Annotated in this window: 22 protein-coding genes; 7 read left to right on the top strand and 15 right to left on the bottom strand. The window is 72.7% G+C overall.

Annotated elements, in window-relative coordinates; translation table 11 throughout:
- Nucleotides 1-68 precede the first annotated feature (68 nt).
- Nucleotides 69-1,529, bottom strand: coding sequence for a sensor histidine kinase (locus IE134_RS32500; RefSeq protein ID WP_189432548.1), 1,461 nt, complete (start codon nt 1,527-1,529; stop codon nt 69-71).
- A complete protein-coding gene (locus IE134_RS32495; protein WP_030722718.1) occupies nt 1,526-2,212 on the bottom strand; it encodes a response regulator transcription factor in 687 nt (228 codons plus the stop codon). The genes IE134_RS32500 and IE134_RS32495 overlap by 4 nt, the downstream gene beginning before the upstream one ends.
- A 90-nt stretch (nt 2,213-2,302) precedes the next feature.
- Between IE134_RS32495 and IE134_RS32490 the strand changes: the two genes are divergently transcribed.
- The 3 genes from IE134_RS32490 (at nt 2,303) to IE134_RS32480 (ending at nt 5,648) form a co-directional block, all read left to right on the top strand.
- Nucleotides 2,303-3,511 carry a UDP-N-acetylglucosamine--N-acetylmuramyl-(pentapeptide) pyrophosphoryl-undecaprenol N-acetylglucosamine transferase gene (locus tag IE134_RS32490; RefSeq protein ID WP_030722715.1) on the top strand — a complete coding sequence of 403 codons (1,209 nt, stop codon included), beginning with the start codon at nt 2,303-2,305 and terminating at the stop codon, nt 3,509-3,511.
- Between the two features lie 38 nt (nt 3,512-3,549).
- Nucleotides 3,550-4,557 carry a GDP-mannose 4,6-dehydratase gene (locus IE134_RS32485; protein WP_189432565.1) on the top strand — a complete coding sequence of 336 codons (1,008 nt, stop codon included), beginning with the start codon at nt 3,550-3,552 and terminating at the stop codon, nt 4,555-4,557.
- 263 nt (nt 4,558-4,820) lie between these two features.
- Nucleotides 4,821-5,648: an RNA polymerase sigma factor SigF gene (locus tag IE134_RS32480; protein WP_050513863.1), complete on the top strand. Its 828-nt coding sequence runs from the start codon at nt 4,821-4,823 to the stop codon at nt 5,646-5,648.
- A 69-nt stretch (nt 5,649-5,717) separates the two neighbouring features.
- Here the strand turns inward: IE134_RS32480 and IE134_RS32475 are convergent, their stop codons facing one another.
- Nucleotides 5,718-7,211, bottom strand: coding sequence for an amidase (locus IE134_RS32475; RefSeq protein WP_189432547.1), 1,494 nt, complete (start codon nt 7,209-7,211; stop codon nt 5,718-5,720).
- Between the two features lie 170 nt (nt 7,212-7,381).
- Nucleotides 7,382-7,768: a hypothetical protein gene (locus tag IE134_RS32470; RefSeq protein ID WP_030722707.1), complete on the bottom strand. Its 387-nt coding sequence runs from the start codon at nt 7,766-7,768 to the stop codon at nt 7,382-7,384.
- A 200-nt stretch (nt 7,769-7,968) separates the two neighbouring features.
- Between IE134_RS32470 and IE134_RS32465 the strand changes: the two genes are divergently transcribed.
- Nucleotides 7,969-8,733, top strand: a complete 765-nt coding sequence (locus IE134_RS32465) for a LolA-like protein (RefSeq protein ID WP_098895372.1) — start codon at nt 7,969-7,971, stop codon at nt 8,731-8,733.
- Here IE134_RS32465 and IE134_RS32460 read toward each other — a convergent pair.
- From IE134_RS32460 to IE134_RS32425, 8 genes are all read right to left on the bottom strand, one after another.
- Nucleotides 8,720-10,267 carry an NCS1 family nucleobase:cation symporter-1 gene (locus tag IE134_RS32460; RefSeq protein ID WP_098895373.1) on the bottom strand — a complete coding sequence of 516 codons (1,548 nt, stop codon included), beginning with the start codon at nt 10,265-10,267 and terminating at the stop codon, nt 8,720-8,722. The genes IE134_RS32465 and IE134_RS32460 overlap by 14 nt on opposite strands.
- 84 nt (nt 10,268-10,351) lie before the next feature.
- Nucleotides 10,352-11,353 (bottom strand): TIGR03842 family LLM class F420-dependent oxidoreductase, encoded by a 1,002-nt coding sequence (locus IE134_RS32455; protein WP_030722699.1) that lies wholly within the window; start codon nt 11,351-11,353, stop codon nt 10,352-10,354.
- An 11-nt stretch (nt 11,354-11,364) separates the two neighbouring features.
- Nucleotides 11,365-12,765 carry a dihydropyrimidinase gene (hydA, locus tag IE134_RS32450; RefSeq protein WP_030722698.1) on the bottom strand — a complete coding sequence of 467 codons (1,401 nt, stop codon included), beginning with the start codon at nt 12,763-12,765 and terminating at the stop codon, nt 11,365-11,367.
- 103 nt (nt 12,766-12,868) lie between these two features.
- Nucleotides 12,869-14,152, bottom strand: coding sequence for an aspartate aminotransferase family protein (locus IE134_RS32445; protein WP_098019942.1), 1,284 nt, complete (start codon nt 14,150-14,152; stop codon nt 12,869-12,871).
- A complete protein-coding gene (locus IE134_RS32440) occupies nt 14,149-14,991 on the bottom strand; it encodes a nitrilase-related carbon-nitrogen hydrolase (protein WP_030722694.1) in 843 nt (280 codons plus the stop codon). The genes IE134_RS32445 and IE134_RS32440 overlap by 4 nt, the downstream gene beginning before the upstream one ends.
- Nucleotides 14,992-15,187: 196 nt before the next feature.
- On the bottom strand, nt 15,188-16,798 hold the full coding sequence (locus IE134_RS32435; protein ID WP_126931722.1) for a hypothetical protein: 1,611 nt from the start codon (nt 16,796-16,798) through the stop codon (nt 15,188-15,190).
- Nucleotides 16,799-16,941: 143 nt separating this feature from the next.
- A complete protein-coding gene (locus IE134_RS32430) occupies nt 16,942-17,322 on the bottom strand; it encodes a PPOX class F420-dependent oxidoreductase (RefSeq protein ID WP_030722778.1) in 381 nt (126 codons plus the stop codon).
- A 41-nt stretch (nt 17,323-17,363) separates the two neighbouring features.
- Nucleotides 17,364-17,657, bottom strand: a complete 294-nt coding sequence (locus IE134_RS32425; RefSeq protein ID WP_010064058.1) for a helix-turn-helix domain-containing protein — start codon at nt 17,655-17,657, stop codon at nt 17,364-17,366.
- 73 nt (nt 17,658-17,730) lie between these two features.
- On the opposite strand from IE134_RS32425, the gene map reads away from it, so the two are divergent.
- A complete protein-coding gene (map, locus tag IE134_RS32420; protein WP_189432545.1) occupies nt 17,731-18,498 on the top strand; it encodes a type I methionyl aminopeptidase in 768 nt (255 codons plus the stop codon).
- 33 nt (nt 18,499-18,531) lie between these two features.
- Here map and IE134_RS32415 read toward each other — a convergent pair whose 3' ends face one another.
- Nucleotides 18,532-19,245, bottom strand: a complete 714-nt coding sequence (locus IE134_RS32415) for a glycoside hydrolase family 75 protein (protein WP_189432542.1) — start codon at nt 19,243-19,245, stop codon at nt 18,532-18,534.
- An 81-nt stretch (nt 19,246-19,326) separates the two neighbouring features.
- Entirely contained in the window at nt 19,327-21,144 is a 1,818-nt protein-coding gene (ggt, locus tag IE134_RS32410; protein ID WP_189432540.1) for a gamma-glutamyltransferase, read from the bottom strand.
- A gap of 105 nt (nt 21,145-21,249) precedes the next feature.
- Here ggt and IE134_RS32405 point away from each other — a divergent pair, with 105 nt between their 5' ends.
- Nucleotides 21,250-21,993 carry a hypothetical protein gene (locus tag IE134_RS32405; RefSeq protein WP_189432537.1) on the top strand — a complete coding sequence of 248 codons (744 nt, stop codon included), beginning with the start codon at nt 21,250-21,252 and terminating at the stop codon, nt 21,991-21,993.
- 15 nt (nt 21,994-22,008) lie between these two features.
- Here IE134_RS32405 and murJ read toward each other — a convergent pair whose 3' ends face one another.
- Nucleotides 22,009-23,667 (bottom strand): murein biosynthesis integral membrane protein MurJ, encoded by a 1,659-nt coding sequence (gene murJ / locus IE134_RS32400; RefSeq protein ID WP_098895308.1) that lies wholly within the window; start codon nt 23,665-23,667, stop codon nt 22,009-22,011.
- Between the two features lie 144 nt (nt 23,668-23,811).
- Here murJ and IE134_RS32395 point away from each other — a divergent pair, with 144 nt between their 5' ends.
- Nucleotides 23,812-25,020, top strand: a complete 1,209-nt coding sequence (locus IE134_RS32395) for a L,D-transpeptidase (protein WP_098895307.1) — start codon at nt 23,812-23,814, stop codon at nt 25,018-25,020.
- Nucleotides 25,021-25,048 lie beyond the last annotated feature (28 nt).

The raw sequence follows: 25,048 nt of genomic DNA, 5'->3' as shown, positions 1-25,048 counted from the left end.
TCCACAAGGCCCCCGCGCGGCTTCACGGCGGGGACGCCGGGCGGTCGAGCGGGGCCGTGACCGCGCGCTCACGGTGAGTGAGATCCTCCCGGCGGGCCCTGGGCACCGAACGTCAGCGTGAACAGCGCCCCGCCGCCCGGCGCCGCCCCCGCCGTCAGCTCCGCCCCGTGCGCGCGGGCGATCTGCCGGGCCATCGCCAGACCGAGACCCGAGCCGGGCAGGGCCCGCGCCGCCTCGGCACGGTAGAAGCGGTCGAAGACGTACGGGAGGTCTGCGGCGGGAATCCCCGGACCGTGGTCCCGGACGGTCAGCTCAAGGCCGGTCCCGCCCCCTGGCCCGCCGGCGCCCTTGCCCCCGCTCCCGTACGCGCTCAGCGCCACCTCCACCGGGGTGCCCGGCGGGCTGAACTTGGCCGCGTTGTCCAGCAGATTCGTCAGCAGCCGGGCCAGCCGCGACGGAACCCCCGGCCGGACCGCCTCCGCCGCGCCCGCCCCCACCTCCAGCGGGAACGGGGTCTGCGGCCAGTGCGTCCGGGCCACGGCCACCGCGTGCTCCACCACCTCCGCGATCCGCACATCCTCCAGGAGCGGCAGCGGCTCCTCGTCCCGGGCCAGCTCGATCAGATCGTTGACCAGCCCGGTCACCTCCCGGATGCCCCGCCCCAGCGCCCCCGACGCCCGCTCGCGCTGCGCGGGCGTCAGCCGGTCGCCGCGCGCCAGCAGCTCCGCGTTGGTGCGCAGCGCGGTCAGCGGGGTCCGCAGCTCGTGCGAGGCGTCCGCGACCAGTCGGCGCTGGGAGCTCACCGACTGCTCCAGCTCCCCGAGCATCGTGTTGAAGCTGGCCGCCAGCCGGGTCACCTCGTCCTGGCGTCCCGGCGGGCCCGGCGGCAGCTCGATGCGGTGGCGCGGGTCCCGGGTCGCCGCGATCCGCTCGGCGGTCGAGGTCAGCCGGGCCACCGGGGCCAGGCCGGTGCGCGAGACGGCGTAGCCGAGGAGTCCGGCCAGCAGCACCCCCGCCCCGCCGACCGCCGCGAGCAGCACGGCCGCCTGCCGCACGCCCTTCTCCACCGGGTCCGCCCGCAGCGCCACCTGGAGCGCCCGCCCGTCCCCGAACGGGGTGGTCAGCATCCGCAGCGACTGCCCGAAGCGGGTGACGTTGCTGTAGTACGGGGCCCGCGTCCCCGCCGCCACCTCGCGTACGGGGGTGGAGACGGGCAGCAGATACGCCGCGTCCGGGTCCGCCGCCGGGTCGGCCGGGACGATCTGGGCGCAGGCGGGCGCGGACAGGTAGCGGCATTCGCCCGCCACGATCTGCGGGCCCTCGCCCCGGTTCTCCTGGATCACCCGGGTCGCGGACTGGGTGAGGGAGAGGTCGAGCTGGTGCAGCAGCTCGTAGCGGATGACGAAGAAGGCCGCCGCGCACACCCCGACCGCGACCAGCGCCACCGCCGCCGATGCCGCCACCGCGAGCCGCGTCCGCAGGGGCCGCCTGCGCCGCCAGCGGGCGCCCAGCCGCCGCACCCCGCTCACGCCACGTCCAGCCGGTAGCCGAGCCCGTGCACGGTATGGACGAGGCGCGGCTCGCCGCCCGCCTCCAGTTTCCGCCGCAGATATCCCACGTACACCGCGAGCGAGTTGGAGTCGGGCCCGAAGTCCTGGCCCCAGACCCGCTCCAGGATCACCTCGCGCGGCAGCGCCTGCCCCGGGTGGCGCAGCAGCAGCTCCAGCAGGGCGGCCTCGGTGCGGCTGAACTCCACCGGGCGGCCGCCGCGCCGCCCTGTCCGCGTCACCGGGTCCAGCGTCAGATCCGCGAAGGCCAGGTCCCGGTCCGGAGCGGGTGGCGCGGCCCGCCGCAGCAACGCCCTGACCCGCGCGACCAGTTCGTCCAGGGCGAAGGGTTTCACCAGATAGTCGTCAGCCCCCGCCTCAAGACCGTCCACCCGCTCGCTCACCGACGACAGCGCGGTCAGCACCAGCACCGGCGTCCGGTCCTCCATCGCCCGCAGCCTCCGGCAGACCGCGAGACCGTCGAGCACCGGCATCATCACGTCCAGCACCAGCGCGTCCGGCTCCCAGGCGGCCACCGCCGACAGGGCCGCCAGGCCGTCGCCGACGCCGCGGACCTCGTACCCCTCGACGCTCAGCCCGTCCTCGACGGCGGCCCGTACGTCCGGCTCGTCCTCGGCCACCAGAATCCTGCCCGCTCCGCGCATGCCACTCGTGCCACTCCTGCCGCTCATGCCTGAAGCCTGCCAAACCGGACTCTTAGAACCCTCTTAAGCCGCTTCCCGAGAGTGGCGGCCATGCGCACACCACTCTCCGTCGTGATCGGTGCGGGCGGCACCGGCGGCCATATCTACCCGGGCCTCGCCCTCGCCGAGGCCCTGCGCCGCGCCGACCCGGACGCGGTCATCTCCTTCATCGGCACCGAACGCGGTCTGGAGACGACCCTGATCCCGGCGGCCGGATACCGGCTGCACACCGTCGACATGATCCCCTTCGACCCCGCGCTCGGCGCGAAGCGCTTCCTCCTCCCGGCCGCCCTCCTGCGCTCGGGAGCCCAGGCCCGTTCGGTCCTGCGCACCCAGAAGGCGCAGGTCGTCGTCGGGATGGGCGGCTACCCGAGCGCCCCGGCGATCGTCGGGGCGAAGATGGCCGGGCTGCCCAGCGTGATCCACGAGTCCAACGCGGTCCCGGGCCGGGCCAACCAGTTCGCCGCCCGGCTCACCGAACACCTCACCGTCGCCTTCGACGGCAGCCGCGCCCATCTCTCGGGCGGCGAGCGGGCGCGGACGGTCGGCATGCCGATCGCCGCGTCCCTGGCCGCCCTCGACCGGCCGGCCCTGCGCGAGGAGGCCCGGCGCGCCTTCGGGATACCCGAGGGGGCGCGGGTCGTCCTCTTCAACGGCGGCAGCCTCGGCGCGGCCCGGCTCACCGCCGCCGCCGTGGGCCTCGCCGCCCGCTGGCGGGGCCGCGGGGACGTCCACCTCCTGATCAAGACGGGCCCGGCCGCGCTCGCGGAGACCCGGCGGAAGCTGATCGACGCGGGGGCGGAGCCGGCCGGGCACCCGCATGGCCCCGGGCACTCACAGGGGGCCGACGCGGGCGTGGGGCCCGTCGCCCAGGCGGTGCCCTACCTGGACCGGATGGACCTCGCCTACGCGGTCGCCGACCTGGTGGTCTGCCGGGCGGGCTCGGCCACGATCGCCGAGCTCGCCACGACCGGGGTCCCCGCCGTCCTCGTGCCGTACCCGCACGCCCCCGGCGACCACCAGACCCACAACGCCCGGGTCCTCTCCGACGCGGGCGCGGCCCACCTCGTCCCCGACGCCGAGACCACCGCCGACCGCCTCGCCGACATCCTCGACCCACTGCTCGCCGACCCCGCACGGCTCGCCGTGATGGGGCGCGCCGCCGACCCGGGACACCACGCCCGGGCGGCCGACCTGCTCGCGGAAACGGTCATCCGCCTCACCGGACAACCCACCACCACAAGGGAGTTCACCTCATGAACAGCACCACCGCCGACGTGGACAGCACCGCCGTCGCCATGGACAGCACCGCCGTCGACTGGACCGGCCGAACCGTCCTCGTCACCGGAGCCGAAGGCTTCATCGGCTCGACCCTCGTGGACCTGCTCGTCGAACGCGGCGCGCGCGTCCGGGCGTTCGTCCACTACAAGCCGTACGCCGAGAAGGGCCACCTCGCCCGCTACCTCGACGACCCGCACGGCCCGGTCGAGTTCATCGCCGGGGACGTCGGCGACGCGGGCCGCGTGATGGACGCGGTCGAGGGCTGTGACACGGTCTTCCACCTCGCCGCGCTCATCGGCATCCCCTACAGCTACGACTCCCCCGGCGCCTACGTCCGCACGAACGTGGTCGGCACGGAGAACATCGCCGAGGCCTGCCGCCGCCACTCTGTCCGACGCCTCCTGCACACCTCCACCAGCGAGGTGTACGGGACCGCCCTGACGGCGCCGATCAGCGAGGACCACCCCCTCCAGTCGCAGTCGCCCTACTCCGCATCGAAGATCGGCGCGGACATGATGGCGCTGTCCCACTGGCATGCCTTCGAGCTGCCGGTGACGGTCGTACGGCCGTTCAACACCTACGGGCCGCGCCAGTCCGCCCGGGCCGTGATCCCGGCGATCCTCGCCCAACTGCACTCCGGGGCACGGGAGATTCGCCTCGGCTCGCTGACCCCGACCCGCGACTTCACCTACGTCACCGACACCGCCGCCGGATTCCTGGCCCTGGCCGGCTGCGACCGGGCGCTGGGACAGAGCGTCAACCTCGGTACCGGCCGGGAGATCTCGGTCGGGGACCTCGCGAAGGCCCTCATCACCGCCTCCGGCCGGGACGCCGAGATCGTCGTGGACCCGGCGCGGCTGCGGCCCTCCGGCAGCGAGGTCCACCGCCTGCTCTCCGACAACACCCGCGCCCGCACCTGGGCGGGCTGGGAACCGGAGGTCGGCCTGGAGGAAGGCCTGGAACGGACGTCCGCCTGGGTGGCGGAGCATCTGCACCTCTTCGCACCGGGGCGCTACCAGGTCTGAAGCCCTCTGTTGGGGCCCGACCAGGATCCGCCGGGCCCCAACAGGGAGCAGGGAAACGGCTGTGTTTGAGAACACCGATCGGGGACAGAAGCGGAACCAGCGTGCTTAGGCAGATAGGCACACACTCATGGGAGCGGCATCGGCCGCCGTGAGGTGTTCCCTGTCGGTGCCCTCCCGTGTTGTCCACACACATCCGTCACCGGGAGACTCTCGTGCCGACCACAACGCAGCACCCTCAGCTCTCCACCACCCCGGAACACGACATGCCCGCCGCTCCCACGGCCCTTCCGCTGATCGATGACCCCGGGAAGATCGCACCGAAGGACGCACGGAAGCTGGCGGTACTGTTCTTCGACCAGTTGCAGGTGCTGGAAGAGGGCACACACGAGTACCAGTACGCGCGGAACACCCTGATCGAGATGAACCTCTCGCTGGTGCACTTCGCGGCGAAGCGCTTCCGCAACCGTGGCAGCGGTGAGATGGAAGACATCATCCAGGTCGGCACGATCGGGCTGATCAAGGCGATCGACCGGTTCGAGCTCAGCCGGGAGGTCGAGTTCACCTCGTTCGCCATCCCGTACATCGTCGGCGAGATCAAGCGGTTCTTCCGCGACTCGACGTGGGCCGTCCACGTGCCGCGCCGTCTGCAGGAACTGCGCGTGACCCTGGCCAAGACCCGCGAGGCGCTCTCCACCCGTCTGGACCGCGAGCCCACGGTCGCCGAACTCGCCCAGCATCTGGAACTCACCGAGGAAGAGGTCATCGAGGGGCTCATAGCCGCCAACGGCTACACGGCGGGCTCCCTCGACCTGCCCATCGGCGCGGACCAGAACAGCGCCGAAACGGTCACCTACGGCGACATCAAGGGGGACGTCGACCCGGCCATGGAACTGGTCGAGGACCTGCACACACTGGCTCCGCTGCTGGAGCAGCTGGACGAACGGGAGCGGGAGATCGTCGCGATGCGGTTCGGCCAGGAGATGACACAGGCCCAGATCGGCGAGCACCTCGGCATCTCCCAGATGCATGTCTCCCGACTGCTGTCCCGGCTGCTCACGAAACTCCGCAAGGACATGCTCACCGAGAAGTGACCAGCAAGAGGGAAAGGTGACAGATGGCGCTCACGCCCGGGCCGTCGGCCCGGGCGTGAGCGCCATCTGTCAGGCGGGCGGCCGGTACTCGAACCAGCGCCGGTCGTCCTCCAGTTGGGCGGCGAGCGCGATCAGCCGCTCCTCGCTGCGGGAGGGGCCGAGCAGCTGGGCCCCGACCGGGAGGCCGGAGCGGGTGAATCCGGCCGGGACGTTCACCCCGGGCCAGCCGAGGACGTTCCACGGCCAGGCGTAGGGGCAGGCGGCGGCCATCGCGACGTCGGTGCGCCAGGCGCTCAGGTCGTCGAACCTGCCGATCCGGGGCGGCGGCGCGGCCGTGGTCGGGGTGAGGAGCACGTCGAACCCGGAGGCGTCGAAGAGGGCGCCGATCCTGCGGTGCTGGCGCACTTCGCGGGCGCGGGCGGCCCGCACCACCCGGCCGCCCAGCCGCGTCCCGGTGCGCAGGGCGCTGCGGGTGCGCGGGTCGAGCAGGGCCGGTTCGGGGTGCCGGGCGGCGAACTCGGCGATGCCCACGGTGGCGCGGGGCACGAAGGCGAGGCCGATCAGCCCGTACCGGGGGCGGGCCTCCTCGACGTGGTGGCCGAGCCGGGCGAGGGTGTCGGCGAGCGCGGTGACGGCCCGGCGCACCTCCGGGTCCGGTCCGGCGCCGGTGAGGGTGAGCGGGGGACGCCAGGCGAGGGCGATACGCAGCCGGCCCGGGTCGCGGCGGGCGGCGTCGGCGGCGCGCACGGCGGGCGGGCGGTGGAAGTCCTCGGGGTGGGCCCCGGCGACGGCGTCCAGGAGCAGCGCGGCGTCGGCGACCGTACGGGCGAGGGGGCCGTTCACGGTGAGGCCCTGGAAGGCGTCGCTGTGCGGGTGGACCGAGATGCGCCCGCGCTGCGGTTTGATGCCGACGAGGTGCGTCCACGCGGCGGGGATGCGCACGGAGCCGGCGCCGTCCGAGCCGAGGGCGGCGGGGACGAGCCCGGCGGCGACAGCGGCGGCGGAACCGCCGGACGAGCCGCCCGGGGTGTGCGCGGTGTTCCACGGGTTGCGGGTGGCGCCGAAGGCGGTTCCCTCGGTGAAGGGCCACTGGCCCAGTTCGCAGGAGTTGGTCTTGCCGACGACGACGGCTCCGGCGGCGCGCAGCCGGCGGACCGCCTCGCTGTCGGATGCCACCGGGGGCCGCTCGCCGTCGCAGCCGAAGTGCGTGGGCAGGCCCGCCACATCGGTGTCGTCCTTGACGGCGACCGGCACGCCCAGGAGCGGCAGCCGCTCCCCCGCCGCGAGCCTGCGGTCGGCCTCCGCGGCCTCGGCGAGCGCGGCTGCGGCCCGCAGGTGCCGGAAGGCGTTGAGGGTGGGCTGGGTGGCCTCGATCCGGGCGAGGGCGTCGGCCACGAGTGCGGTGGAGGTGGTGGTGGCGTCGGCGAGCAGGCGGGCGCTCTCCGCGAGTCCGGGGAGCGGCGACGGGACGGGGGCCGCCGGACGGGGGGCGCGACCGGGCTCCCGTACGGCCGGGCCGGTCTGCTCGGTGCGTCCCGCTTCGGTGGGCTCCGCTGAGGACATGGGCGTGCCGCCTCCCTCGTGTCGCGGGGCCGGCCGGTCGTCCCGGCTGCGCCCACATCTCCTTACTGGAGGGTAACGAGAGGAGGCGGCACGCTCAACCGTTCGGGCCGTCCGGGCCGTTGCGGGTATTGCCGCTGCAGCGGATGCTGCCGGTTCTCACATCTCCGGCATCACGGTCGTACGTGGATCTCGCCGATTCCGGTGCCGATCTTCCCGCAGTGGGCGGTGGACTGGCCGGACTCGCCGGGCCTCAGAGTGACGTGGTTGCCGTCGACGTCCGGGGCCCAGCCGCAGACCAGATGGACCCAGAAGGTCTGCGTCTGGCTGCCGTTGTTACGACAGAGCGCGAAGCCCGTGTACTCGTCGATGGCGTGCTTGCCGGTGTCGCAGGACAGGCCGGGCGGGATCGCGGCCGGGGCGGCGGTCGCGGTCGCCGACGTGACGGAAACCGCCAGTGCGGACACCGTCGCCGCGGCGGCGAGCGCCCGCAGGACGGACCGGGAGCGCCTCCCCGCGGCCGTGCCGCCCTTGCGCCTCGTCCCCGTGAACAGGTTCATCGATGGTCTCCTTCATGCTGCGTGCGTACGTGACCCCGGGCGGGATCACCGCAGCTTTGCCCACGCTCCGTGGTCGAAAACACCGTGGCGCTTCACTCTCCGTACGCGCGCCGGGCGGCGCCCCCTCTCCCGGCGTACGCTCGAATGTGCCGGTCATCCTGGTTCGCACGCCCTGACCGGGGCCTTTCCGAGGAGGCGACGTGAGCGGACACCGATGGGCCGCCCGGGCGGCCGCGGGTGCGGCGGCCGTCGCTCTCACCGTGACGGGTGGCACCCTCGCGCAGGCTGACGACGACATCGACAGGCTCCCCGCCGAGGAGATCGCCGAACGCGCCCGCGACGCCCTCGTCGACGTCCGGTCCCTGCATCTGAGCGCACGCGGCAGCGTCGACGGGACCGGGGAGGACATGAGCATCGACCTCACGCTGGACCGCGAGGGGAACTGCGCGGGCGGGGTGGACATGGGTGACGACGGTTCGGTGGAGATCGTGAAACGCGGCGACGACGTCTGGCTGAAGCCGGACGCCGCCTTCTGGAGCACCCATGTGCCGATCGGCGGTTCCACCTTCGACGCGATCCTCGACGGCCGCTACATGAAGGCCTCGGCCGACGACCCCCGGCTGCTGGAGGTGACCGAGGTCTGCGACCTCGACACGTTCCGCGAGCTGATCACGGACAACGTCGGCACGGCCGACCTCGACACGCTGACGAAGGGCGCCAGGACCGATGTGAACGGCGCGCCGACCGTCCCGGTGACCCGGGCCGAGGGCGGCAGTGAGCGCCTGACGGCCTATGTGGCCGCCGAGGGCACGCCGTACCCGGTGCGGATCACCGTGCGGAACGCGGAGGGGGAAGGGACCGTGGACTTCTCCGGCTTCGACCGGCCGGTGCCCACGGCCACTCCCTCGGCGGACGAGACGGTGGACGTCACGGCGCTGCTGGGCCGCAGCGTCAAACCGGTGTGACCGGCCGGGTAGTCGGCCGACGCGTCAGCGCCACGTACAGCAGCAGCGAGGAGGCGAGCCCGACCGCCCAGCCGTAGTCGGCCAGCGGCTTCAGGAACGGGATCAGTCCGTCGGCGGGGAACGGGCCCTTGCCGGGTGCCGAGTGCGAACCGCCCACCGCGAGGACGCCGCCGACCACGAAGGCCACCACCGCCCGCCAGTTCCAGCCGTTCCGGTACCAGTACCGGCCGCCCGGCCGGTAGAGGTCGGGCAGATCGAGGACGGTGCGGCGGACGATCCAGTAGTCGGCGATCAGGATGCCCGCGACCGTACCGAGCAGGCCGCCGACCAGGCCCAGCCAGGTGAAGATGTACAGCTCGGGCGTCTCGGTGAGCTTCCACGGCATGATGACGACCCCGATCACCCCCGTGATCAGCGCCCCGGTCCGGAAACTGATGAGCTTCGGTGCGAGGTTCGCCAGGTCGTACGCCGGAGAGACCACGTTCGCCGCGATGTTCACCGAGACCGTCGCGATCAGCACGGTGACCAGACCGAAGACGAGACCGAAGACGTTGTCGGTCCGGGCGACGAGCTGGACCGGGTCCCAGAGGGCCACCCCGTAGACCGCCTGCGAACCGGAGGTGACGAAGACGGAGAGCAGGGCGAAGAAGGTCATCGTGGTCGGGAGACCTAGCGACTGGCCCCAGATCTGGGCGCGTTGGCCCGCGCCGAAGCGGGTGAAGTCGGGGATGTTGAGGGAGAGCGTCGACCAGAAGGCGATCATGCCCATCAGCGAGGGGAAGAAGACCGGCCAGAAGTCGGCGCCCCAGCCGAGCGCGGACGGCTGGTCCAGCAGCGGACCGAAGCCGCCCGCCTTGGCCGCGACCCAGATGAGCAGCACGACCGCGCCGACCAGGACGAAGGGCGCCGCCCAGTTCTCGAAGCGGCGCAGAGTGTCCATACCCCGGTAGATGATGGTCAGTTCGAGGGCCCAGAAGAGGACGAAGCAGAGCCAGAGCGTCCAGGGCTGCCCGCCGATCTCCGCCGCACCGGCCCAGCCGCCGAAGATCTTGCCGAGCAGCGTGAAGATGCCGACGCCGCCGATCCAGGTCTGGATGCCGAACCACGCGCAGGCGACGGCGGCCCGGATCAGGGCGGGCAGATTGGCGCCGCGCAGACCGAAGGAGGCGCGGGCCAGGACGGGGAAGGGGATGCCGTACTTGGGTCCGGCGTGGCCGGTCAGCAGCATCGGGGCCAGCACGATCACATTGGCGAGCGCGATGGTGAACACGGCCTGTTTCCAGTCCATGCCGAGCGCCACCAGGCCGGAGGCGAGCAGCCAGGACGGGATGTTGTGGGCCATCCCGATCCACAGGGCCGCGAAGTTGTACGTCGTCCAGGTGCGCCGCTCCACGGGGACGGGCAGCAGGTCGTCGTTGGCGAAGCGGGGGTCGTCGGGGAGCTGTCCGGGGGCGAGTTCGACGCGGCCGGACGCGGCGGCGGGCGCGGGTATCGCGTCCGGGGGCGGTGGGGTGGGCGGGACGGTGGCGGTCATGGCGGTGGAGCCCTTCGCTCGGGAGCGGTGCCGTGCGGGGCGATGCGGGCGGGCGCGTGCGGACGGGCAGCGGGGAGGCGAGGTTCAGTCGGTCAGGGCGGGGATGATCTCGGCCCCGTAGGCGTCGATGGTCGCCTCGCGGGCGTCGTGCATGTTGTAGACGGCGAACTGGTCGACGCCGAGGTCCTTCAGATGGCGCAGCTTCTCGATGTGCGCCTCGGCGGGCCCGAGGAGGCAGAACCGGTCGACGATCTCGTCGGGGACGAAGGCGGTGTCCGGGTTTCCGGTGCGGCCGTGGTGGCTGTAGTCGTAGCCGGAGCGTCCTGCGATGTACGCGGTCAGCTCGTCCGGCACCATGCCCGAGTGTTCGCCGTAGCGGGCGACCAGGTCGGCGACGTGGTTGCCGACCATCCCGCCGAACCAGCGGCACTGTTCCCGGGCGTGGTCGAGGTCGTCGCCGACGTAGGCGGGGGCCGCGACGCAGATGGTGACGGAGTCGGGGTCGCGTCCGGCGTCGGCCGCCGCGTCCCGTACCGCCTTGATCATCCACTGGGTGAGGAAGGGGTCGGCGAGCTGGAGGATGAAGCCGTCGGCCTTCTGCCCGGCCAGCGCCAGGGCCTTGGGCCCGTACGCCGCCATCCACACCGGCAGCCGCCCGTCCTTCACCCAGGGGATCTGCACCGGCTGCCCGTCGACCGTCGCCTCCCGGCCCTCGGCGAGGTCCCGGATGACGTCGGTGGCCTCGCCGAGGCGGGCCAGGGTGTTGGGCCGGCGGCCCGCGACGCGCATCGCGGAGTCGCCGCGCCCGATGCCGCAGACGGTGCGGTTGCCGTACATGTCGTTCAGGGTGGCGAAGGTGGAGGCGGTGACCTCCCAGGTGCGGGTGCCCGGGTTGGTGACCATCGGGCCCACGATCAGCTTCTCCGTGTGCTCCAGGATGCGGCTGTAGATGACGAACGGCTCCTGCCAGAGCACCGCCGAGTCGAAGGTCCAGCCGTAGCGGAACCCGTTGCGCTCGGCGCGCCGCATCAGGCCGACGACGGCGGAGGCGGGCGGGTCCGTCTGGAGGACGAGTCCGAAGTCCATGGCGGGATCTCCTAGTCGAGGTACTGACAGGTGGCGCGGGGGGTGTAGCTGCCGTGGCCGGCGCGGCCGGTGAACTTCCGTCCGTCGATGACGACTTCGCCGCGCGAGAGCACGGTCTCGACCTGGCCGGTGATGCGTTTCCCCTCGTACGCCGAGTAGTCGACGTTCATGTGGTGGGTCTCGGCGGAGAGGATCTGCTCGGCTTCCGGGTCGTAGATGACGATGTCGGCGTCGGCGCCCGGCGCGATGGTGCCCTTCTTCGGGTAGAGGCCGAACATCCGGGCCGGGGAGGCGCAGGCGATCTCGATCCAGCGGCGGCGGGTGATGTGCCCGTCCACGACGGCCTGGTGCAGCAGGTCCATGCGGTGCTCGACGCCGGGCATGCCGTTGGGGATCTTGGAGAAGTCGCCTCGGCCCATCTCCTTCTGCCCGGAGAAGCAGAAGGGGCAGTGGTCGGTGGAGACGACCTGGAGTTCGTTGTTGCGCAGGCCCCGCCACAGGGTTTCCTGGTGTTCCTTGGGGCGCAGCGGGGTGGAGCAGACGTATTTGGCTCCCTCGAAGTCGGGCTCGGCGAGGTTGTCGGTGGAGAGGAACAGGTACTGCGGGCAGGTCTCGCCGAAGACGGGGAGGCCCTTGTGGCGGGCGGCGGCGATCTCCTCGACGGCCTCGTCGGCGGAGACGTGGACGACGTAGAGGGGGGATCCGGCGACCCGGGCGAGCTGGACGGCCCGGTGGGTGGCCTCGGCCTCCAGGGCGACCTTGCGGACGTCGCCGTGGTAGCGGGGGTCGGTGTGCCCGGCGGCGAGGGCCTGCTCGACCAGGACGTCGATGGCGATGCCGTTCTCGGCGTGCATCATGATCAACCCGCCGTTGCCGGAGGCTTGTTGCATGGCGCGCAGGATCTGGCCGTCGTCGCTGTAGAAGACCCCGGGGTAGGCCATGAACAGCTTGAAGGAAGTCACGCCTTCGGCGACGAGGCGGTCCATCTCCTTGAGCGAGGACGGGTTCACGTCCGCGAGGATCATGTGGAAGGCGTAGTCGATGGCGCAGTTGCCGTCGGCCTTGGCGTACCAGGCGTCGAGCCCTTCGCGCAGGGACTTGCCCACGCTCTGGATGGCGAAGTCGACGATGGTGGTCGTGCCGCCCCAGGCGGCGGCGCGGGTGCCGGTCTCGAAGGTGTCGGCAGCGTACGTTCCGCCGAACGGCATCTCCATGTGGGTGTGGCCGTCGACGCCGCCCGGGATGACGTACTTGCCCGTCGCGTCGATCCGCCGGTCGGCGCTCCAGCTCTCGGCGGCGTCGGTCCCGTGGGCGGCGAGCGCGACGATACGGCCGCCCTCGACGAGTACGTCGGCGTGGATCTCGTCGGACGCGGTGATGACCAGGCCACCGTGGATGACGGTGCGACTCATGGGATCTCCTCAACTCGGGGCGCCCCCGCGCCGGCCCGGGTGGGCGCGGCGCCGGGGGCCGCCCCGCGCGGTTCGAGTACGTACGGGCCGGTGGAGGCGGGGGTCAGCCCGCCGCGTGCAGGGCGTCCGCGAGGATCGCCGCGCCTTCCTCGGCCTCGGCGACGGTCAGGGTCAGCGGCGGGGCGATGCGGAGCACGCTGGTGTTGTGGCCGCCGCCCTTGCCGATGAGGAGCCCGCCCGCGCGGGCCGCTTCCAGGACGGCCGCGGCGGCCTCCGGGTCGGCCTCGTCGGTGCCGGGCTTCGCCAGCTCGATGCCGATCATCAGTCCCCGGCCGCGCACTTCGCGTACGGCGGGGGAAGCGGCGGCGACGGACCGCAGCCGCTCGATGAGGAGTCCGCCGACACGCCGGGCGTTGCCCTGGAGGTCGTGTTCCAGGAGGTACGAGAGATTGGCGAGCGAGGCCGCCATGGTGATCGGTGAACCGCCGAAGGTGGAGATGGAGTTGGCGTCGAGGCAGTTCATCACCTCGGCGCGGGCCACCACTCCCCCGACCGACATGCCGTTGCCGATGCCCTTGGCGAAGGTGAGGATGTCCGGCGGCCCGTTCTCGGCATGCGCCTGCCAGCCCCAGAAGTGCTCACCGGTCCGGCCCCAGCCCGTCTGCACCTCGTCGGAGATCCACAACACCCCGTGCCGGTCCAGCACTTCACGGAACGCGGCGAACAGCCCGTCGGGCGGGGAGGTGAACCCGCCGACGCCCTGGATGGGTTCGGCGATCAGGGCCGCCGGGTTGCGGGTGTGCCCGAGGAGATCCTCCAGATCGGCGACGCACGCCCGGATGAACGCCTCATCGCTCAACTCGGCGTACGGGCCCCGGGTGCGGACGCCGCCATGGACGTACAAGGTCTGGAGCGGGGACAGACTCGTGGGCGACCAGGCCTGGTTGCCGGTGATCGAGACGGTGGAGAACGACCGGCCGTGGTAGCTGTTGCGCATCGCGAGGATCTGGTTGGACCCGCGGTACGCGGTGGCGAGCAGGAGGGCCGTGTCGTTGGCCTCGGTGCCGGAGGTGGTGAAGAAGACCCGGGCGTCGGGGATGCCGGAGAGGGTGGCGATCCGCTCGGCCATCTCCACCATGGGGCGGTTGAGGTAGAGCGTGGAGGAGTGGATGATCCGCCCGGCCTGCTCGGCGACCGCCTTGGTCACCTCGGGCAGGGCGTGGGCGGTCATGGTGGTGAGGATGCCGCCGAAGAAGTCGAGGTAGCGGTTGCCGTCGGCGTCCCAGACGTGGCGGCCCTCGCCGTGGGTGAGTTCGATGGGGTGGCGGTAGTAGAGGGCCAGCCACTCGGGGCTGACAGCGAGATGGCGCTCGTACAGTCCGCTCACGGCTCCACCAGCCCGTCGTAGGCGTCGGGCCGTCGGTCCCGGTAGAAGGCCCACTGGGTGCGGACCTCCTCGATCAGGTCGAAGTCCAGGTCGCGTACGACGAGTTCCTCCTCCTTGTCGCTGGCGACCTCCCCGACGAACTGGCCGCGCGGGTCGACGAAGTAGCTCGTGCCGTAGAAGTCGTTGTCGCCGTACTCCTCGCGGCCGACGCGGTTGATCGCGGCGACGAAGTACTCGTTGGCGACGGCGGAGGCGGGCTGTTCCAACTGCCAGAGGTGGCTGGAGAGTCCGCGCGAGGTGGCCGACGGGTTGTACACCAACTGGGCTCCGCCGAGTCCGAGTTGCCGCCAGCCCTCGGGGAAGTGCCGGTCGTAGCAGATGTAGACGCCGACCTTGCCGACGGCGGTGTCGAAGACCGGCCAGCCGGCGTTGCCGGGCTTGAAGTAGTACTTCTCCCAGAATCCCTTGACCTGCGGGATGTGGTGCTTGCGGTACTTGCCGAGGTAGGAGCCGTCGGCGTCGATCACGGCCGCGGTGTTGTAGTAGAAGCCCGACTGCTCGATCTCGAAGACCGGGACGACGATGACCATGCCGGTCTCGCGGGCCAGGTCCTGCATACGCCTGACGGTCGGCCCGTCGGGGACCGGCTCGGCCCAGCGGTAGTGCTCGGGCTCCTGGACCTGGCAGAAGTAGGGGGCGTTGAACACCTCCTGGAAGCCGATGATCTTCGCCCCCTGCCGGGCGGCCTCGCGCGCGTGCTCCTCGTGCTTGGCAATCATGGATTCGGTGTCGCCGGTCCAGGTCGCCTGGACGAGTGCGGCGCGTACGACGTGGGACATGAGCTGCTCCTTCGACGCGGCGTCAGAGAGCCTGCACGCGTTCTCTACGCACGTAGATCGGTGCATGGATGGAGAACGTAAGCCCCTCCGTCCGGCGGGGCAAGACCATCGCCGTGAACCGGCGGAGTCGATCATGTTTCGCACCCGACCGGTCCACAACGGACACGCTTCGATCCTCGACGGTGTTCCGGCGGCCTCAGACCCCCGGAACACCCGCCACCCGCAGCGCGTGGACCAGGTCCCACTCCGCCTCCCCCGACACCTCACGGGCCGCCGCCAGGAGGAGCGGGAGCAACCGGGTCCCGCCGGACAGGGCCAGCTGGGCGGCTTCCCGCGGAGTCCGTACGCGGACGAAGGCGCCGAGCAGGTCCCGTGCCCGGTCGTCACGGCCCGAGCCGTCCAGAGCGAGCGCCGCATCGGCCACCTCGGCGGCGGGCCGGGCCACCCCCTGACGCAGGAGCAGCCCGCAGTCCGCCTCACGCCCGGCGGCCGCCAGCGCACCCGCCGCGGCGGCGAACCCGGCGGGCGGGAGCGAGGACACCTCCCAGAGCAGGGTCGTCCAGTCGGCGGCGAGGCCGGCGCGGTGCAGGGCGAGGGCGAGCACCGGCAGCCGGGGCGCGGGCCAGGCCGCGACCTCGCAGAGCACGACGTGCGCCTCGCCGCTGCGGCCGTCGGCGCGCAGCCGGACCAGTTGGGCCACGGCCCCGGCGACGGCCTGCCCGGCGGCCGGATCCGGGGCGACCGGATCCGCTGCCCCGTCCGCCGGCCGGTCCCGCCCGGTACGTCCCCGGCCTCGGCCCGCGTGACCGCCCTGACCCCCTCGGCCTCCGTGGTCCTCCGTCTCCGCCGCCGCACCGCCGAAGCGGGCGCCGCGTGGGGCGGGTGCGCCGGAGCGATCGGGTTCGGGCGGGCCGGGCAGCGGCGGGGCGTAGCCGGCTGCCACTTCGTCGTCGACCTCCAGCCCGGCGAACCGGGCGCCGCGGGGCTTCTTGCGGCGGGGGGCGGGGGTGGAGGCGTCTGGGTACTTGGGGGGCTCGGGCGCCTCGTCGGGTTCGGCGCCCCCGGGGACCTCGGCGGGGGCCTCCTGGGTGGGGGTGTCGGCCCAGGATTCACCCTCGGTCCCCGCACCCCGGCCGTGCGGGCGCCCGGCCACCGCGTCCCCGGCCTCGGCGCGCGGCCGCGGAACTCTGCCCGCCCCGGCGGGCCCGGCGGAACCGGAGACCGCAGCCCCGGCAATCCCTGCCGCCCCAGCCACCCCGCCCACCCCGGCGGACCCAGCCGTCCCGCCCGCCCCCGCGCGCGGCCCCTCGCCGTCCTCCGACCGCAACCAGCCCTCGGGGGCCGCCACCGCCGCCAGCCGCTTGCGGAGCTCCGCGCAGCGGGCCGTGGCCCGGTCGTGGTCGTCGCGGGCCCAGGCCAGGGCGTCCGGTTCGGCCGGGTCCGGGCCGCGCAGGCGCTCCGCCGCCCGGTGCTGCTCGCGGACCATCAACTCCAGCCGGTGGACGAGCTCCTGGCGACCGCCGGGCCGCCGGTCGTGGGCGGCGGCAGACGCGGAGTAGAGCGCGGCGGCGCGGACCGAGACCTGCTCGGCGAAGCGGGCGCCGTGCAGGGCCGCGAGGTCCGCGAGCAGCGACTCCACGACGTCCCAGGGCGGGATCTCCACCCCGTCGAGGCAGGACCGCATACCCGCAGGGTCGCGCCGGGCGAAGACCCCGTACCACCCCCGACCGGGGTCCAGGCGCGCCACCAGATCCCGCAGGTACTGCGCGAACGCCCCTACTTCGTACGCCTGCTGATGCACCGTCATCGTCGCCCTCGCCGACCCGCCGACCGTCGACTGGAGCCTTCCAGTCCGGAGGCATTCGACCGCAGCCGTGTTACAGGGCGGCTACGCGCAGCTTTCGGGCGCGCTGCGGCGGGAGCACGGCCGCCGGGCCGCGCCCCCGGCGCTCAGAAGGTGATGGCGATCCCGGTGTGCGGCCGCTTGCCGAGCCGGGCGATGGTGGCGGGCCAGTCGACGAGCCAGAACTTCCAGGTGTACTTGCGGGCCAGGAGCTTGCGCGCCGCGCGGGTGCCGTCCTCGTCGAGGAGACGGGCCGTGCCCTCCGCGCTGGGGGCCCCTTCGGCGATCCTGCCGCGTACGTCGCAGACGGTGACGAGGACCTTGCCGTTGTTGCGGAGCCGCTTCACCTTCCACGAGTCGGAGCGGGTCCAGACGTACAGCACGTCCCCCTCGGCGGCGGCCCAGACGGGCGTGGCGACGGGTGTGCCGTTCTTACGGTACGTGGTCAGGCTGACGTACTCGCTGCGCGCGAAGTCCTGGAGAGTCACGGGCGTGACCCTACGCCCTGCCTGTTCAGGCCGCCGAGCCGCTACGCGATCAGCGGCACCGCGGCAGGGACAGGAGCCGGCGCCACGGCCGGTTCCGCTGCGCAGCTGCCGAGGATCTCGTCCAGCGAGAGACCCAGCGCGCCGGCGAGGGCCGCCACGGTGAAGAAGGCGGGCGTGGGGGCGCGGCCGGTCTCGATCTTCCGGAGGGTCTCCGCGGAGATTCCGGCGCTCGCGGCGACGGCGGCCATGCTGCGCTCCCCGCGCGCCGCGCGGAGCAGTGCGCCGAGCCGTTCGCCACGCAGGCGCTCTTCGGGGGTGAGAGGGGTGCGGACCATGGGCCCATCCTACTACGGCATGCCATTTCTATACCGTCATTACTATACCGCTCCGACCGGTATAGTAATGGGCATGGTGCACATCAAGACAGACACACAGATCGACGCGATGCGCGAGGCCGGCCGGGTCGTCGCGCAGATCCTGACCCGGGCGCGGGAGGTGGCGGCGGTCGGCGTGACCCCCCGCGAGCTGGACGAGGCCGCCCGCGAGGTGCTGAGCAAGGCCGGAGCCGCCTCCCCCTTCCTGAACTACAAGCCGCACTTCGCGCCCACCCCGTTCCCGGCCGTCATCTGCGTCTCGGTCAACGACGCGGTCGTGCACGGCGTCCCGTCCGCCGAGCCGCTGCGGGACGGGGACCTGGTCAGCGTGGACGCGGGCGCCCTCCTCGACGGCTGGGCCGGCGACTCGGCGATCAGCTTCACCGTGGGCGAGGCCCGCCCGGAGGACACCCGGCTCATCGCCACCGCGAACGAGGCCCTGGAGTCCGGTATCGCCGCGGCCGTGGTCGGCAACCGGATCGGCGACATCGCCCACGCCGTCGGCACGGTCTGCCGCGACGCGGGCTACGGCATCCTGGAGGGCTACGGCGGCCACGGCATCGGCCGGTCCATGCACGAGGACCCCTCCGTGCCGAACGAGGGACGGCCGGGGCGCGGCATGGTGCTGCGGCACGGCATGGTCCTGGCGATCGAGCCGATGCTGCTCGCCGGGGGCCTCGACGAGTTCCGCCACGACCGGGACGGCTGGACGCTGCGGACGACGGACGGCAGCCGGGCCTCGCACGCCGAGCACACGGTGGCGATCACGAACGACGGCCCGCGCGTGCTGACCGCACTCTGAGCACCCCTCCGGGCGACCCCGGCCCCGGGCGGGCTACGAGCGCCCGACGAACTCCCGGGCCAGGGCCGCTCCCCGGCTCTGCGCCCGCGCGCGGCTCTCGATCGGGGAGATGCGGGAGTTCTTGAACGCGATGTAGGTGACGCCGGACTCGGCGCCTCCGGTTGACGGGTCGGGGTCGATGCCCAGCGTCTTCGCCATGGCGTACGACGCCTCGCCGATGATGCCCGTGGGGCCGGTGTCGCCGATCACGCCGTACCGCACCCGGTCCCGGTACACGACCGCCACGACGCTGCCGCCGGTGAGCCCCGACTTCCGGTAGTCCCACACCTTGCTCGGGCCCGGTACGACCACATGGGGCAGGGCGGCGGAGTCGAGGGGTTCGCCGCGGGAGCTCTGGAACGCGGTTTCCGGCAGGAAGTACGGATCGGTCTTCCGGTTGCAGGCCCTGGTCTTCCGGCCGTCGCAGTCGATGTCCATGTCCGCCTTCCAGAACACGGCGTCCCGCGTGCCGCAGACCGGGGCCGTGGCCTTCGCGCTGCCGCTGTCGGTGCGGTATCTGCCCTTCGAGATCCGGGAACAGGCGCGGACTTCGGCGAGCAGTTCGGCGGCGGTCACGACGCCCGCGTCCGCTTCCGGCTCCTGCGCGGAGCCGGAAGACGAGCCGGAAGCGGACGCGGGCAGCGCCGCCGCTCCGAGGAGCGCGGCGCCGCAGACGGCGGATGTCAGGGCGAGCATGCGGGTGCGCATGGTGCGGAAGGACCCTTCCCGTAGGCGAGGGGCCCGTACGGGTCCCCTTGACGACGCGTCCGGTGGCGCACCCCTCCCGTCTCAGTGCCTGCCGCCCGGATGCACCACCATGGCCGAGCCCCCGCCCCGCCGCACCTTTTCCGCCGCCGCAAGCCAGCGGCCGTCGGGCAGCCGCTGCACCCCGGTGGCGGCGCCGATCTCCGGGTTCTGCTTGAAGGCGTGGCCGAGCTTCTCCAGCTCCGCGCGGACCGGGCTGTTCCACAGGCCCGGCTCGATCTCGGTCGTCGGCGCGTTGCGCTGGCTGGCGCGCGGCGCGGCGATCGCGTCGACCAGCGGGAGCCCCCGGTCCAGGTGCCCGGTGAGCGACTGGAGCACGGTCGTGATGATCGTGGCGCCGCCCGGCGAGCCGAGGGCGAGCACCGGCTTGCCGTGCTTCAGCACGATGGTCGGGGAGATCGAGGAGCGCGGCCGCTTGCCCGGCCCCGGCAGGTTCGGGTCGTGGACCGCCGGGTTGGCGGGGGCGAAGGAGAAGTCCGTCAGCTCGTTGTTGAGCAGGAAGCCGCGGCCGGGCACGGTGATGGCGCTGCCGCCGGTGGACTCGATCGTCAGGGTGTAGGCGACGACGTTGCCCCACTTGTCGGCCGTCGTCAGGTGGGTGGTGTTCTCACCCTCGTACGTCGTCGGCGCGGCCGTGCCACCCCTGCCGCACCGCTCCGGGTTGCGTGGGTCACCCGGCGCCAGCGGACTGGTCAGCGCCTTGTCGTCGCGGATCAGGCACTCCCGGGAGTCCGCGAACCGCTGGCTCAGCAGTTCCTTGGTCGGTACGTCCTCGAAGGCGGGGTCGCCGACCCAGCGGCCCCGGTCGGCGAACGCGATCCGGCTCGCCTCGATGAGCCGGTGGAGGTACTGGGTCCGGTCGGCCCGGGAGAGGTCCGTGGACTCCAGGATGTTGAGGGCCTCGCCGACGCTGGTGCCGCCGGACGAGGAGGGGGCCATGCCGTAGACGTCCAGGCCCCGGTACTTCACCCTGGTCGGGTCCTTGCGCAGGGTCCGGTAGGAAGCCAGGTCCTTGCGGGTCAGATCGCCGGGGCGGACGACCCGGGTGGCGTCCGGGTCGACGGGCGGCTTGCGCACCGTACGGACGATGTCGTCGGCCAACGCGCCCCGGTACAGCGCGCCGACGCCCTCGCGGCCGAGCTTCTCGTACGTACGCGCCAGGTCCGGGTTCTTGAACACCGAGCCGACGACGGGGAGTTCACCGCCCGGCAGGAAGAGCTTCGCGGAGGCCGGGAAGTCGGCGAACCTGGCCTGGTTGGAGGCCGTCTGCGAGCGGAAGGTGCCGTCGACGGCGAAGCCGTCCCGGGCGAGACGTTCGGCTGGTTTCAGCAGCGTGCGCAGGGACTTGGAGCCCCAGGCGTCCAGCGCCCGCTCCCAGGTGGCCGGGGTGCCGGGGGTGCCGACGCCGAGGCCGCTGGTCACCCCTTCCTCGAACGGGATCGGCTTGCCATTCTCCAGGAACAGGGAGGCGTCCGCGCTGCGCGGGGCGGTCTCGCGGCCGTCGACGGTCCGCACCTGGCGCGTCTTCGCGTCGTAGTGGACGAAGTAGCCGCCGCCGCCGATGCCCGCCGAATAGGGCTCCGTCACACCGAGCGCCGCCGCGGTCGCCACGGCCGCGTCCACCGCGTTGCCGCCCTTGCGCAGCACCTCGATCCCGGCGGCCGAAGCGTCCGGGTCGACACTGGCGACCGCTCCCCCATGCCCCACCGCCACCGGGGACTTGGGCGGCGCGGGGCGCGGCGGGGCGCCCGCCGCCGAGGTCGCCGGGGCGGCGGCCCCGACCGAGGCGACCACGGCGAGTACGGCCAACAGGGATGTGTTCCGACCGACGGAACGGCGCATACGTACCTCCAGTCAACGGATCTCCGCCGCAGGGTAGCCCCGGGAAACCCGGATCGTCAGGACCGCCTCGAACGGTTACCCGAATGACCGATACCATGCGCGCCCATGACGGACGACGTGCGCAACATCGTGCTGGGCGTGATAGCCGCCGGAATCAGTGCCTCGCTGGGCTGGATCGCCCGAACGTACCTCTGGCGGCGGGGACTCCGCGGCAGACAGGCCTTCTTCGGGCTGCCGACGAACTCCGAATGCCTGCTGGTCGTCAACCGCTACGCGGGCGCCGAGGGTGCGGTGCACCGGCATGACGCCTTCGCCCTGCTCGAACTCTCCGCGCTCATCAAGGACTGCGGGGCCCATGCGCAGATCGTCACCCACGACACGGCCCAGCAGGGGTTCGGGGAGCGTACGGAGTACTGCGTCGGCGGCCCCACGTCCAACCAGCGGATGGCGGCGCATCTGCGGACCCTGCTGCCCGGGATACGGATCAACGTCGAGCAGGATCCGGGGCCGGACCGGGTGGCGTTCCAGGTCGGTTCGGAGCGCTACCGGATGGAGCCGGGCACCGCGGAGTACGTCCTGCTGGCCCGCCTGACGGGAAGTCAGGAGTCGCGCCCGGTCTTCCTGTTCTGCGGGCAGCGGGCCATCACCAACCAGGCGGCCACCCGTTACGTCGCCCGCAACTACGACAAGCTGCGCCGCAAGCACGGCAACAAGTCGTTCTGCCTGCTGCTGAAGGTCGTCAACTCCCAGGCGTACGGCCCCGATGTGGTCGAACTGGTCGGCGACGTGACCCGCGAGGCCCAGGCCCCCACCCCCAGCACGCCCGCCTCGCACCGGGCGAGCAGCTGACCGGACCGACCCGCCTCAGCGGCGCAGCCGTGCCCGGCCGGCCGTCAGCATCGTGGTGATCTCCGCTATCCCGAGCGGCCGGGCCAGCAGCACCACGGCGAGGAGAAGGGTGAGCGTCCCGGCCCCGGCAGCCGCCACGTCGCCCGCTCTCTCCGCCGCGCGCCCCGCGCCGTACGCCAGGGCTCCGGCGGGCAGGCAGGCGGCGATCAGGCGGGCGTGCGCGCCGAGGGTCGGTGAGCGCAGCAGGGAACCGGCGCCGGGCCCCGAGAGCCGACGGGACAGGACATGGGCGGTGACGGCGAACCCGGCGCAGAAGGCCACCGTGCTCGCCCCGGCCATCCCGGTCACCGCCCAGCGTGCCGGGAGCAGCAGGTAGGCGGCGGCCGTCAGGCCCGCCTGGACGGCGGCGATCACCAGGTTGAGGAGAAAGGGGGTGCGGGTGTCGCTCATGGCGTAGAAGCCGCGCGAGAGGACGTACTGCCCGGAGAAGGCGATCAGTCCGGGCGCGAAGGCCATCATGATTCCGGCCATCACCGTGATGTCCGCGGTGGTGGTGCGCCCGTATCCGAAGACGGAGCCGATCACCCACGGTGCGAGCACCAGCAGAGCGGTGGCGGCGGGCACCACGACGGCGGCGCTGGTGCGCAGGGCGTACGCGACGTCGCGCCGCACCCCGGCGAGGTCGCCGTCGGCGGCAGCCCGGCTCATCCGGGGCATCAGGGCGGTGACCAGCGAGACCGTGATGATGCCCTGCGGGACGACCCAGAGCTGATAGGCGTAGCTGTACGCGGTGTAGCCCGCCCCGCCCGCGACGCCCTGCTCGACGGCGTGGAGCCCGCTGGCGGTGGAGAGCCGGGTGACGACCCAGTACGCGAGCTGGTTGGTGAGGACGAGCAGCACCAGCCAGCCGGCCGCGCGCATGGGCCGGGTCAGTCCGCTGCCGCGCCAGTCGAACCGGGGCCGCCAGCGGAACTTCGCGGCGCGCAGCGCGGGGATCAGGGCGAGCGTCTGCACGGCTATCCCGGCGGTGGTGCCCCAGCCGAGCAGGTGGGCGTGCGTGTCGGTGAGGGTGCCGTCGGCGTTCGCGGCGACGCCGATGTAGAGGCCGAACACCCCGATGATCACGATGTTGTTGAGGACCGGCGTCCACATCATCGCGCCGAACCGGCCGCGGGCGTTGAGGACTTGGCCAAGCAGGGTGAAGAGCCCGTAGAAGAGGATCTGCGGCAGGCAGTAGCGGGCCAGCGCGGTGGTCAGTTCGGCCTGGCGGCCGTCGTAGTCGGTGTAGAGGCCGACGATGAGGGGCGCCGCCGCCACGGCGAGCGCGGTGAGGGCGAGGAGGCCGACGGTGCACAGGGTGAGCAGCCGGTCGGTGTACGCGGCTCCGCCGTCGGCGTGCTCCTTGGCGGCGCGCACCAGTTCGGGGACGAAGACGGCGTTGAGCGCGCCGCCGATGAGGAGGATGTAGAGGATGTTGGGGACGGTGTTGGCGACCGTGTAGCCGTCGGCGGTGAGGGCGGTGCCGAGCGCGGCGACGACGACGGCCGAGCGGACGAAGCCGGTGGCGCGGGAGACGACGGACCCGGCCGCCATCACGGCGCCGCTCCGCAGCACCGAGGCGGTCCGGGCCGGGGGCCCGGTGGTGTGCGTGGTTTCGTCGACGGTCGCGCTCACTGCTGGTCCCCCGCGTTCCTCGTGTCGGCCGACGGGCGATCGTAACGCGGGGAAAGCAGCCGGATTTTTGCGGTGCGCGGAAGGAACCCGACATGGGGGAAATCACCTCTCCCCTGCTGAGCACCCAGCCCTGGAGGTCTTTCCGTGAGTTCCGCACGCCCGCGCATCCGTCGTTCCGCCCCGGCCGGCCGGAGGACCCGGCTCGCCCTCACCGGGCCCGCGGCGCTGCTCGCCGCCGCGCTCACCGCGTGCTCGGGCGGCGCTTCGGGCTCCGCCGAGGTGGGCGGGGACGGCAAGGCCCCCGACACCAGCATCACGGTGAACCTCCGGGGCGAGGCGGCGGCGCCCGGCGGGCCGGTGAAGGTGACGCTCGCGCACGGGAAGCTCAAGGCCGTGTCGGTGAAGCCGGGCGAGGGCGGCCCGCTGGCCGGGAAGATATCCGCTGACGGCCGGACCTGGACGTCCGACCGGGTCGCCGCGCCGGGCACCGCGTACACGGTCGAGGCGACGGACGCGGACGGCGGCAGCGACCGGGCGACGTTCGCCACCGCCGAGGCCGAGAAGGTCAACAAGCTGTCGCTGGCGCCGGGCAAGAACACGACCGTGGGCATCGCGCAGCCGCTGTCCGTCGTCTTCGACCACCCGGTGAAGGACAAGGCTGCGGTCGAGAAGGCCCTGAAGGTGTCCACCTCCAACGACACGGAGGGCTCCTGGGGCTGGCTGCAGGACTACTCGGGCAAGGACCGTGTCGACTGGCGGCCCAAGGAGTACTGGAAGCCGGGCACGAAGGTCACCCTGGACGCGCAGCTGAACGGCGTCGACACGGGGGCGGACGGCGGCTGGTTCGTCCGCGACTACGCGACGACGTTCACGATCGGCGCCGCCCAGGTGGTCAAGGTCGACCTCGACGGGCACCGTCTCGCGCTGCACCGGGACGGGAAGCAGGTCATGGACCTGCCGATGTCGGCGGGCACGCCGGGCGGCGAGAAGGCGTCCTGGCGGGGCACGGCGGTCCTGATGTCGAAGGAGGGCACCATCAACATGCGCTCCGAGACGGTGGGCCTCGGCGACGCCTACGACAAGATGGTCGACTACTCGATGCGGCTGACCTGGTCGGGCATGTACGCCCACGCGGCGCCCTGGAACGCGAACTACTTCGGCCAGGCCAACCGGAGTTCCGGCTGCCTCGGGATGAGCGACGCCAACGCCTCCGCGCTGTACGGGCAGGTACGCGTGGGCGACCCGTTCGAGATCACCGGCGCGGAAGCCAAGGGCACGGTCGCCGAGGGCAACGGCTACGGCGCGTGGAACGTCTCGTGGGCGGACTGGCAGGCCAAGAGCGCCCTGAAGTGACCCGGTAGCGCCCGTTCCGTACCGGACA

The sequence above is a fragment of the Streptomyces rubiginosohelvolus genome (genome assembly GCF_014649875.1).
In the GTDB taxonomy this organism is placed as follows: Bacteria; Actinomycetota; Actinomycetes; order Streptomycetales; family Streptomycetaceae; genus Streptomyces; species Streptomyces rubiginosohelvolus.
The sequence above is the reverse complement of the archived record's forward strand: the minus strand, read 5'-3'. Positions and strand labels throughout refer to the sequence as shown.

Bases quoted from the DNA above. Each gene is read 5' to 3' on its own strand.
- IE134_RS32495 (WP_030722718.1), bottom strand. From the start codon at position 2,212: ATGCGCGGAGCGGGCAGGATTCTGGTGGCCGAGGACGAGCCGGACGTA.
- IE134_RS32490 (WP_030722715.1), top strand. From the start codon at position 2,303: ATGCGCACACCACTCTCCGTCGTGATCGGTGCGGGCGGCACCGGCGGC.
- IE134_RS32485 (WP_189432565.1), top strand. From the start codon at position 3,550: ATGGACAGCACCGCCGTCGACTGGACCGGCCGAACCGTCCTCGTCACC.
- IE134_RS32480 (WP_050513863.1), top strand. From the start codon at position 4,821: ATGCCCGCCGCTCCCACGGCCCTTCCGCTGATCGATGACCCCGGGAAG.
- IE134_RS32475 (WP_189432547.1), bottom strand. From the start codon at position 7,211: ATGTCCTCAGCGGAGCCCACCGAAGCGGGACGCACCGAGCAGACCGGC.
- IE134_RS32470 (WP_030722707.1), bottom strand. From the start codon at position 7,768: ATGAACCTGTTCACGGGGACGAGGCGCAAGGGCGGCACGGCCGCGGGG.
- IE134_RS32460 (WP_098895373.1), bottom strand. From the start codon at position 10,267: ATGACCGCCACCGTCCCGCCCACCCCACCGCCCCCGGACGCGATACCC.
- IE134_RS32455 (WP_030722699.1), bottom strand. From the start codon at position 11,353: ATGGACTTCGGACTCGTCCTCCAGACGGACCCGCCCGCCTCCGCCGTC.
- hydA (WP_030722698.1), bottom strand. From the start codon at position 12,765: ATGAGTCGCACCGTCATCCACGGTGGCCTGGTCATCACCGCGTCCGAC.
- IE134_RS32440 (WP_030722694.1), bottom strand. From the start codon at position 14,991: ATGTCCCACGTCGTACGCGCCGCACTCGTCCAGGCGACCTGGACCGGC.
- IE134_RS32435 (WP_126931722.1), bottom strand. From the start codon at position 16,798: ATGACGGTGCATCAGCAGGCGTACGAAGTAGGGGCGTTCGCGCAGTAC.
- IE134_RS32425 (WP_010064058.1), bottom strand. From the start codon at position 17,657: ATGGTCCGCACCCCTCTCACCCCCGAAGAGCGCCTGCGTGGCGAACGG.
- map (WP_189432545.1), top strand. From the start codon at position 17,731: ATGGTGCACATCAAGACAGACACACAGATCGACGCGATGCGCGAGGCC.
- IE134_RS32415 (WP_189432542.1), bottom strand. From the start codon at position 19,245: ATGCGCACCCGCATGCTCGCCCTGACATCCGCCGTCTGCGGCGCCGCG.
- ggt (WP_189432540.1), bottom strand. From the start codon at position 21,144: ATGCGCCGTTCCGTCGGTCGGAACACATCCCTGTTGGCCGTACTCGCC.
- IE134_RS32405 (WP_189432537.1), top strand. From the start codon at position 21,250: ATGACGGACGACGTGCGCAACATCGTGCTGGGCGTGATAGCCGCCGGA.